The organism is Phenylobacterium sp. (assembly GCF_036723115.1).
In the GTDB taxonomy this organism is placed as follows: domain Bacteria; phylum Pseudomonadota; class Alphaproteobacteria; order Caulobacterales; family Caulobacteraceae; genus Phenylobacterium.
Window position 1 is genome coordinate 1 of record NZ_DAIMHV010000104.1, and the last position, 9,357, is coordinate 9,357.

A 9,357-nucleotide genomic window follows, 5' to 3' on the forward strand; every position below is an offset into this window, starting at 1 on the left:
GCCACCCACGACCATTTCTGGGATCCGCTCGACAAGAAGTACATCGACTTCGACGAGCCCTGGGACATGGACAACCAGCCCCTGGTGCCGGAGGAGCTGAACGTCGCCCTGCAGACCGACTATGTCCGCAACCACCTCAGCGATCCGAGCCTGCGGGCCCAGTTCGTGAACAAGTCCCTGCTGCGGTCCTTCTCCTCCATCCTGCACGGGGAGCAGGGCGCGCTGAACCTGTCGGCCAGCCTCTGCCATGTGCTCTATGACCAGGGCGCCCAGGAATACGCCGCCAACCAGACCCGCGAAGAGGCCCGCCACGTCACGGCCTTCGCCAAGTACATCAAGGCCCGCTGGGGCCGGCCGGTGGAATGCTCCAAGGTCCTCCAGACCCTGCTGGTGGACATCATCGGCAGCCCGGAGGTCTATAAGAAGATCATCGGCATGCAGATGCTGGTGGAGGGCCTGGCCATGGGCGCCTTCGCCACCTTCTATCAGAAGCTGAACGACCCCCTTGGCCGCAAGCTGATGCAGCTGGTCATGACCGACGAGGCCTTCCACCACAAGTTCGGGAAGATCTGGGCCGACCGGACCATCCCCAAGCTGACCCAGCAGGAACACGAGATCATCGAGGACTGGGCGGCCCACTGCTTCCAGGTGTTGCTGTTCAACCTGGTCTCCCCCAGCGAGCAGCGCGACCTCTATGAGGAGTTCGGCCTCGATCCCGACAAGGTGCTCGAGGAGATCCAGAAGCTGGCCACCGACGAGGCCCGCCGCGAGGACATGAAGGAATCGACCAACATCTTCCGGGTGTTGATCAAGACCCTGCTGAACGCCGGCATCATCACCGACCGCACCAAGGCCTTCTACGGCATGTATGTGGACATGGACGAGCTGAAGTCCGAGGGCGACCGCATGGTGGGCGACGACATCGCCGAGGAGGGCATCGTCTATCTCCAGGCGATCAACTTCAAGGACCGGGCGCTCAAGCCCGTGACCATCGCGGCCGAGTAGGCGGCGAGCGTCGATCGAGGATGAGGGGGCGGGTCTTCGGGCCCGCCCCTTTTCTTTTGGGCCGCCAGGGCTCTGCGTGCTTCGAGCTCGCGTCGCCCGCCCCCGAATCCCTTTGACGAACAATGTTCACCCGTCGAGCCTGGGGTCAGACGAGCGCCTGCGGCAGACGGGCGCCAAGGGAGGATGACCATGGCCGCGGACGGCAATATCACCAAGGACGTCATGTACGGGGCCGTGGCGCCGGACGACTTCGAGTCCATGCTGCAACTGGACCGCTACAACGCCCGCTCCACGGCGTTCGACAAGATCATCTCGGCCACCCACGACCATTTCTGGGATCCGCTGGATCCGAAGTACATCGACTTCGACGAGCCCTTCGACATGGAAAACGAGCCCATGATCGATGAGGCCCAGCAGCCCCTGCTGAAGCTCCCCTATATCGCCGAGACCCTGAAGGACCCCAAGGAGAGGGTCGCCTTCATCAACTACATGCAGCTGCGCAACTTCTCGTCCATCCTGCATGGGGAGCAGGGCGCCCTGAACCTGTCGGCCAGCCTCTGTCACGTGCTCTATGACCAGGGCGCCCAGGAGTATGCGGCCAACCAGACCCGCGAAGAGGCCCGCCACGTCACGGCCTTCGCCAAGTATATCAAGGCCCGCTGGGGCCGGCCCACCGAGTGCGGGGCGGCGCTGAAGTCCCTGCTGGTGGAGATCATCGAGGCGCCGGAGGTCTATAAGAAGGTGGTCGGCATGCAGATGCTGGTGGAGGGCCTGGCTATGGGCGCCTTCGCCAACGGCTACCGCAACAACCGCGACCCCCTGGCCCGCAAGCTGTTCCAGCTGGTGATGACCGACGAGGCCTTCCACCACAAGTTCGGGAAGATCTGGGCCGACCGCACCGTGCCCCACCTCACCGAGGCGGAGCGGAACATCATGGAGGACTGGACCGCCCACTGCGCCCAGAAGCTGCTGTTCGACCGGGGCGACCCGCGCCAGCAGGCGGAGATCTACGGCCGCTTCGGCCTGGACCCGGAACGGGTGGTGGCCGACATCCTCCAGCGCCGCAAGGACCGCGACCCCAACCGCAAGTTCACCGGTGAGACCAACATCTTCCGGGTGCTGGTGAAGACCCTGCTGAACGCCGGCCTGATCACCGAGCGGACCCGGCCCTTCTATGCCGCCTATGTGGACATGGACGAACTGGCCAGCGAGGGCGACCGCATGGTGGGCGACGACATCGCCGAGGACGGCATCCGCTATCTCCAGGCCATCAACTTCCAGGATCAGGCCCGGCCGGTGACCCTGGCCGCCGAATAATGGCGCGGGGTCTGGCGCCGCAGGGTCGCGGCGCCCAGGTTCTGAGGCATGGTCAATCTGCTTTCTCCCCGGCTGGCGGCGACGCTGGCCGGGCTCGTCCTCGCCGCCTGCGCCCCTGATCCCGTGGGCGGCCAGGCCGCCGCCCAGCCGCGCCCCACCACCGGCCTCGACCCGGTCCTGATGGACCAGACCCTGGCCCGCGCCCGGGACCTGCCCAATCTGCACAGCCTGATCGTGGCCCGCGACGGGGAGATCCTGGCCGAGCACCGCCTGGGCGGCCCGCCCCTGGACCGGCCGGTGAACATCAAGTCGGCGTCCAAGTCGGTGCTGGCGGCCCTGGCCGGGGTGGCCATCGGCGAGGGGGTGCTGAGCGGGGTCGATCAGAAGATCGCCCCGGTCCTGAGGGCCGATCTGCCGGCCGGCGGCGATCCCCGCCTGGAGGCGATCGAGGTCGGCCATCTCCTGTCCATGCAGGCGGGGCTGGGGCGGACCTCGGGCCAGTATTACGGGGCCTGGGTGACCAGTCCCAACTGGGTGCGCCATGCGCTGGCCCGCCCCTTCGACGACGCCCCGGGCGGGCGGATGATCTATTCCACTGGAACCTCGCACCTGATGTCGGCGGTGCTCACGCGGGCCGCCGGGCGCAGCACCCATGAGCTGGCGCAGGCCTGGCTGGCCGAGCCCCTGGGGGTCACCCTGCCGCCCTGGCCGCGGGACCCTCAAGGGATCTATTTCGGCGGCAATGACATGCTGATGTCGCCCCGCGACCTGGTGCGGTTCGGCGAGCTCTACCGTCTCGACGGGGTGATGGAAGGCCGCCGCATCCTGCCCGAAGGCTGGGTGGCCGAGAGCTGGCGGCCCCGCACCCGCTCGCCCTGGAGCGGCCACGACTATGGGTATGGCTGGTTCCGCAAGACCTCGGCCGGCCAGGAGACCTATTTCGCCTGGGGTTATGGCGGCCAGATGCTGTTCGTCGTGCCGAGCCTGAACCTGACCGTGGTCATGACCTCAGACGCCAGCCCGCGGCCGCGGGAGGAGAGCCATGTGGCCGATCTCCACCGCCTGCTGGATGAAGGCCTCGTACCCGCCGCCCTGCGGGGCGACGGATCGGCGCAAGACCTCAGCCCTTCAGAAGGCTGAGGCAGCGGCCCACCGCCTGGCCGTTGGCCTCGGCGGTCTTGAGCTTCAGCTTGCCGCTCATCACCAGCCCGCGCAGGTGGCTGCGCATGAGCTTCTCGATGTCGGAGTCGGCCTTCACATGGGGCGCCACAGTGCGGTGCATGAGCTGCCCCTCGGCTGAGAGGCCGGCGGCGCACTTGTCGGCGGCGGGATTGGCCTGGGCCGCCGTGGCGGCCAGCCCGGCCGCCATCAGGGTCGCCAGGGCCAGAGGACGAAGAGACGGGAAGGGCATGGGCGCGTCCTTGCTTAGGATGTGGCGCAGAGACTGCCAAAGGCCTGTGGCGGGAACAAGACGCCGCCGCCGCCCAACGGTCGGAACACGCTTCTAAAGCCCCATGCGCCGGGCGCGGGCGGCGATGGTCAGGGCCAGACGCTCGGCGATGAGGCGGTCGGGACTGCCGGCGGTCTTGCAGGCCCGGTCGGCGGCCAGGACCTCGGGCTGGACGGCGTCCAGCACCTCCAGGTTCCAGGCCCGCAGCTGGCGCAGGAACTCCCGCTCATTCTTCCAGAAAACCCCGGAGGCCTTGGCGGCCTCGGCGGCGCCGGCGCCGTTGCGCACCAGGGTCTGGGTACGACGCAGGCGTTGCAGATGCTGGCCGAGCGCGCGCACGGCGGCTGGCCCGCTCTCGCCCTCGGCGGCGGCCCGGCGCAGGGCGGCCTGCGCCTCGGCGATGCGTCCCCCGAAGGCGTCGGAGGCCGCATCGGCCAGGGATGCCTCGGGCTCCACCCCCAGGAAGTCTTCCAGGTCCTTGGGTCCCGCGGTGACGCCGGAGCCTGGTCCCAGATAGAGCACCAGGCGCTCGATCTCCCGGCGGGCCACGCCGCGGTCCTTGGGCAGGCGGGCGACGAACAGGGCGAGCGCGTCGGCGTTCAGCCCCACCCCTTCGGCCCCCAGGGCCTCGCGCACCAGCCGGGCCATGTCGCCGGGCTCGTCCTCATAACAGGGGATGACCGCGCAGGCCGCGGCCTTCTCGGCGACCTTCCGCAAGGTGGAATCGCGGCCCAGCGCGCCGGCCTCCACCAGGAAGAAGGCGTCGGGATTATAGGCGCCCTCGGCATGGGCCTTGAGGGCCTCGGCCGCCAGCTTGTCCAGGCTGGCCTTTTCGCTGGCGAGCTTCAGCCGCACGAGCCGCCGCCCGCCCATGAGCGACTGGGAGGCCAGTTCGTTCTCCAGCCGCCCGGCGTCCCCGTCCAGGTCGCCGTCGGTGAGCAAGGCCACGTCGAAGGGGTCGTCGGGCCGCTCCACCACCTTGGCCGCCAGGGCGGCGGCCCGCTCGCGCACCACGCCGATGTCGCGCCCGTAGATCACGGCGCAGCGCATGGCCGGGTCGGGCCGGGCCAGAAAGCGTTCGATATCCGGCCGCCGGCTGAGGATCATGCCGGCCGAGCCCGTCAGGGTCGCGCCTGGTCGGCGAACCAGGCGGCGAGATCGAGCTGGATGCGGCGGGCGGCCTCGGCGGCGGCCCGTTCCTGGGCGTCCTGCTGGGCGGCCACCGAGGCATAGGGCTGGTCGGCGGAATCGTAGGTCAGCTCCACCCGCACCCGGCCGGTCTTGGCCGGCGCGCCGGTGGCCGTCGCCCGCAGGGTGTAGGCGGCAGTGAGCACATACTCATAGCGGGTGGCTACATTGTCCACTCGCAGACCCCGGGGGAAGCGCTGTTCGGCCAGGTCCAGGTCCAGCCGCCAGGCCGCCGGGGCGGTTCCGCGGCCAAGGCCGTCCGTCAGGGCCTCGCCCACCAGATAGCCCACCCGGCCCCCCGGCGCGGTCACATCGATGGCCGACAGGCCAGGCGTCACGCCGGGCTCGGCATAGAGGGGCCGGAAGCCGCAGGCGCTGAGCGCCAGGGCGGCGAGGCCGAGGGCGAGGGCGGCTAGGGGGCGCAAGCGCGACATGTCAGTTGGCCACGATGTTGACGATGCGGTCCTTGACCACGATCACCTTGCGGATGGTCAGGCCCTCAAGGCGCCTTGCGATCTCCGGATCGTCAAGCACCATCTTCTCCACATCGGCGGGCTCGGCGCCGGCCGGGGCGCTAATCTCGCCGCGGCGCTTGCCATTCACCTGCACGGGCAGGACCTTGACGGCGTCCTCGGCCAGGGCCGGATCGAAGGCCGGCCAGGGGGCCAGCGCCACCAGCCCCTGGCCGCCGATCCGCATCCAGCACTCCTCGGCCAGGTGCGGGGTGAACGGGGCGATCAGGCGGGCGAAGATGGACAGCGCCTCGGCCCGGGCCGCCAGCACGGCGGGGCTGGCGGCCTCGGCCGGATGGGCCTTGAGGACATTCAGGAACTCGTAGAGCCGCGCGATGCCGGAATTGAAGCGGAAGTCGTCCACCGCCTCGGTCATGGCCTTCACCAGGCGGTGGGCGGCGCGCAGCAGGCTCTGCGCCCCCTCGTCGGTCGCGGCGGCGGCGGGTTCAGGGACCGACGCGTCCGGCGGCTGGCTGTCGAACTCGCTCCAGACCCGGTTGACGAAGCGCCAGGCGCCCTCGACGCCCGCATTGGACCACTGGGTGTCCCGCTCCGGCGGACTGTCCGACAGGACGAACAGGCGCGCGGCGTCCACCCCGTAGACCTCGAAGATCTCCTCCGGGGCCACGGTGTTCTTCTTGGACTTCGACATCTTCTCGACGTCGCCGATGATCACCGGCTCGCCGGTGTCGATCATCACCGCGCGGCGGGCGGCGCCGGTGGTCTCGATCTCCACGGCGCCGGGCTCCACCCATTCCCCGGACTGGCGGCGATAGGTCTCGTGGGTGACCATGCCCTGGGTGAACAGGCCGGCGAAGGGCTCCTTGACCGACAGCATGCCCTCATCGGCCAGGGCCCGGTTGACGAAGCGGGCATAGAGCAGGTGCAGGACGGCGTGCTCGATGCCGCCCACATACTGATCCACCGGCATCCAGTAGTCGGCTGCGGCCTTGTTCACCGCCGCCTCGGCGTCCGGATCGGTGAAGCGGGCGAAGTACCAGGAGGAGTCGACGAAGGTGTCGAGGGTGTCGGTCTCCCGCCGGGCGGGCCGGCCGCAGGCGGGGCAGTCCACATGCTTCCAGGTGGGATGGCGGTCCAGCGCATTGCCCGGCTTGCCGAATTCCAGGTCGTCGGGCAGGGCCACGGGCAGCTGGTCCTTGGGCACCGGCACGACGCCGCACGCCTCGCAATGGATCACCGGCACCGGGCAGCCCCAGCCGCGCTGGCGGGCCACCCCCCAGTCGCGCAGGCGATAGACGGTGGCGCCTTCCCCCAGGCCGAGGGCCTCGACCCGGGCCACGGCGGCGGCCTTGGCCGCGGCCACGTCCAGCCCGTCCAGGAACTGCGAATTGAAGATGGTCCCCGGCCCGGTATAGGCCTCGGCCCCCACCTCGACCGTGCCGGGATCGGCGCCCGGCGGCAGGACCACCGGCTTGACCGGCAGGGCGTATTTCCGCGCGAAGTCCAGGTCGCGCTGGTCATGGGCCGGGCAGGCGAAGATGGCGCCCGTGCCATAGTCCATGAGGATGAAGTTCGCGATCCAGACCGGCAGCTTCCAGTCCGGGTCGAAGGGATGGCTGACGAACAGGCCGGTGTCGTAGCCGATCTTCTCGGCGGTCTCGATCTCGGCCTCGCTGGCCCCGCCCTTGCGGCATTCGGCGATGAAGGCCGCCACCTTGGGATCGGCGGCCGCCAACTGCTCGGCCAGCGGGTGGTCCGGGGCCACGCCCACGAAGCTCGCCCCGAACAGGGTGTCGGGACGGGTGGTGTAGACGGGCAGGCCGTCCTCGAAGCCGGCCGGCGCGGCGCCCGACCAGGGGAAGCGGAACTTCAGCCCCTGGGAGCGGCCGATCCAGTTCTCCTGCATCAGCCGGACCTTTTCGGGCCAGCGGTCCAGGGTCTTCAGCCCTTCGATCAGATCGTCGGCATAGTCGGTGATGCGCAGGAACCACTGGTTCAACTTGCGCTTTTCCACCACCGCCCCGGAACGCCAGCCGCGGCCGTCCACCACCTGCTCATTGGCCAGGACGGTCTGGTCCACCGGATCCCAGTTCACCACCCCTTCCCGGCGATAGACCAGGCCGCGGGCATAGAGATCGAGGAACCAGGCCTGTTGCTTGCCGTAATACTCCACGTCGCAGGTGGCGAATTCCCGGCTCCAGTCGATGGACAGGCCCAGCTGTTTCAGCTCGTCCCGCATGCGGGCGATGTTGTCATAGGTCCAGGCCCGGGGGTCGACGCCGCGCTCCATGGCCGCGTTCTCGGCGGGCAGGCCGAACGCGTCCCAGCCCATGGGGTGCAGCACATTGAAGCCGCGGGCGCGCTTGAACCGCGCCACCACGTCGCCGAGCGCATAGTTGCGCACATGGCCCATGTGCAGCCGGCCCGACGGGTAGGGGAACATCTCCAGCACATAGTATTTCGGCTGGCCGGGCTTGATCTCGGCCCGGAAGACATCGGCCTCAGTCCAGGCCTCACGCCACTTGGGTTCGACATCCTTGGGATTGTAGCGCGCCATGTTCGGCAGCCTTCACGGTCTCGTCGTCAACGGTGGAGACCGACGCGCAGAAAGAGCCTTCGCGCCGGCCGCGGCAGGGACGGCGCGTTCGACGATCTCCCGGCAGAACGCGCCCCGGGGCGATCAGCCCCCGATATTGGAAAGTCGAAGCTGACGGGCCCGGGTCAGGATGGCGTTCTCCAGGTCCAGCTCGGTCTGGGGCGAGGGGGCCGCGTCGGTCCACTGACCGTCGGCGCCGCGCACCTGCTTGAACAGGGAGACGTTCAGCCCGTCGGCCCGCAGGCGGGAATCCAGGATGTAGACCGTGGCCTTGAACCGCTCGTTGGGCGTCTCGGGGCTGGTGTACCAGTCGGTGAGAATGATGCCGCCATAGGGGTCGGCCGAGGTCAGCGGCATGAAGGCCAGCGCATCCAGGCTGGCGCGCCAGAGATAGCCGTTGACCGAAATGGCCGCGGCCTGGGAGCTGCGCTCGCCGCCGCCCCGTCCAAACAGGCCCGTTCCCTCGCCGCGCGAGGCGCAGGCCGACAGGGTGACCAGGCTCAGGGCCAGGACGCTGGCAGAGATCTTGCGAATCCGAGCTCCGCGCACAAACGCCATATGACTCCGCCTCCAGTGAGAAAACCGCCGCGCAGCAGCGCCACGGCGCCGCCCCGCGCCCGGCCCTCTATAACAACCCGATTGCAGGCGCCAAACAGGAATCACGTGGCCCTGGCGCCACATAAAGCAGCCATATTTTCCCACAGGGCGAGAGTCTGGGACCCGCCGGTTGACCCGCGCGCCGCGGGGCCTCTAATCGAGACAACGGCCGCGACCGGACGATCTGGTGGCGGTTGCGGGGCGCAGGGGGCCCTTAGACGGTGAAAATGTCCAAACGGACGGTGGCTCTTATCGTGGGTGCGGCGGCTCTTTTCGGGTCGACCTTTGCGCACGCCCAGACCGCCAAGCCCAAGGGCATGGATTTCACCGTCCGCAGCGAGGCCATGCCTCAGGGTGGCAAGACCCTGAAGTGGGGCCTGCAGAACGGCCGTTGGGGCGTGACCCTGGATCTGGATCAGCCCACCGGCCGGGATGTGCAGCTGAACGACGTGCAGGCCGGCGCCTTCTTCAGCGTGACGCCGAGCCTTCGCGTCGGCGGCGCCGTCGCCCTGGGCGAGAAGGAAGAGCCTGCCTTCAAGAAGACCCAGCCCACGGACGCGACCCCCCGGGTCCGCCTGGAGACGGCTCTAAAGTTCTGAGGTTTCGGGCGCCGCGCTGCTCACGCGCCGGGCGCCAGGCCTTCCACCGCCGCCAGACCCGCAGCGCCCGTGGCCAGCAGCCTCCGGGCGCTTTTTTCGTTGATCCCCCCAAGCCCATAGACTGGCCCCCCC

The 9,357-nt window shown here is 69.1% G+C and carries 9 protein-coding genes; 4 read left to right on the forward strand and 5 right to left on the reverse strand.

Annotated features, from left to right (window positions below; all coding sequences use genetic code 11):
* The 3 genes from V7D28_RS11010 to V7D28_RS11020 form a co-directional block, all read left to right on the forward strand.
* Nucleotides 1-1,005, forward strand: a 1,005-nt coding sequence (locus V7D28_RS11010) for a ferritin-like domain-containing protein (RefSeq protein ID WP_333587430.1), incomplete at its 5' end; no start/stop codon positions are given.
* A gap of 189 nt (nucleotides 1,006-1,194) precedes the next feature.
* Nucleotides 1,195-2,322 carry a ferritin-like domain-containing protein gene (locus V7D28_RS11015; protein ID WP_333587431.1) on the forward strand — a complete coding sequence of 376 codons (1,128 nt, stop codon included), beginning with the start codon at nucleotides 1,195-1,197 and terminating at the stop codon, nucleotides 2,320-2,322.
* A gap of 48 nt (nucleotides 2,323-2,370) precedes the next feature.
* Nucleotides 2,371-3,462, forward strand: coding sequence for a serine hydrolase domain-containing protein (locus tag V7D28_RS11020; protein WP_333587432.1), 1,092 nt, complete (start codon nucleotides 2,371-2,373; stop codon nucleotides 3,460-3,462).
* Here V7D28_RS11020 and V7D28_RS11025 read toward each other — a convergent pair.
* The 5 genes from V7D28_RS11025 to V7D28_RS11045 form a co-directional block, all read right to left on the reverse strand.
* Nucleotides 3,443-3,733 (reverse strand): hypothetical protein, encoded by a 291-nt coding sequence (locus V7D28_RS11025; RefSeq protein WP_333587433.1) that lies wholly within the window; start codon nucleotides 3,731-3,733, stop codon nucleotides 3,443-3,445. The two genes, V7D28_RS11020 and V7D28_RS11025, sit on opposite strands and share 20 nt — an antisense overlap.
* A 93-nt stretch (nucleotides 3,734-3,826) precedes the next feature.
* Nucleotides 3,827-4,879 (reverse strand): DNA polymerase III subunit delta, encoded by a 1,053-nt coding sequence (gene holA, locus V7D28_RS11030; protein WP_333587434.1) that lies wholly within the window; start codon nucleotides 4,877-4,879, stop codon nucleotides 3,827-3,829.
* A 14-nt stretch (nucleotides 4,880-4,893) separates the two neighbouring features.
* Nucleotides 4,894-5,394, reverse strand: a complete 501-nt coding sequence (lptE, locus tag V7D28_RS11035; protein WP_333587435.1) for an LPS assembly lipoprotein LptE — start codon at nucleotides 5,392-5,394, stop codon at nucleotides 4,894-4,896.
* A 1-nt stretch (nucleotide 5,395) separates the two neighbouring features.
* Complete coding sequence (gene leuS / locus V7D28_RS11040; RefSeq protein ID WP_333587436.1) at nucleotides 5,396-7,990, reverse strand: leucine--tRNA ligase; 2,595 nt, start codon at nucleotides 7,988-7,990, stop codon at nucleotides 5,396-5,398.
* A gap of 123 nt (nucleotides 7,991-8,113) precedes the next feature.
* The gene (locus V7D28_RS11045) at nucleotides 8,114-8,587 is read right to left on the reverse strand and encodes a DUF3576 domain-containing protein (protein WP_333587437.1); all 474 of its coding nucleotides are present in this window, start codon (nucleotides 8,585-8,587) and stop codon (nucleotides 8,114-8,116) included.
* Between the two features lie 266 nt (nucleotides 8,588-8,853).
* On the opposite strand from V7D28_RS11045, the gene V7D28_RS11050 reads away from it, so the two are divergent.
* Nucleotides 8,854-9,225: an NtrZ family periplasmic regulatory protein gene (locus tag V7D28_RS11050; protein ID WP_333587438.1), complete on the forward strand. Its 372-nt coding sequence runs from the start codon at nucleotides 8,854-8,856 to the stop codon at nucleotides 9,223-9,225.
* Nucleotides 9,226-9,357: the final 132 nt, after the last annotated feature.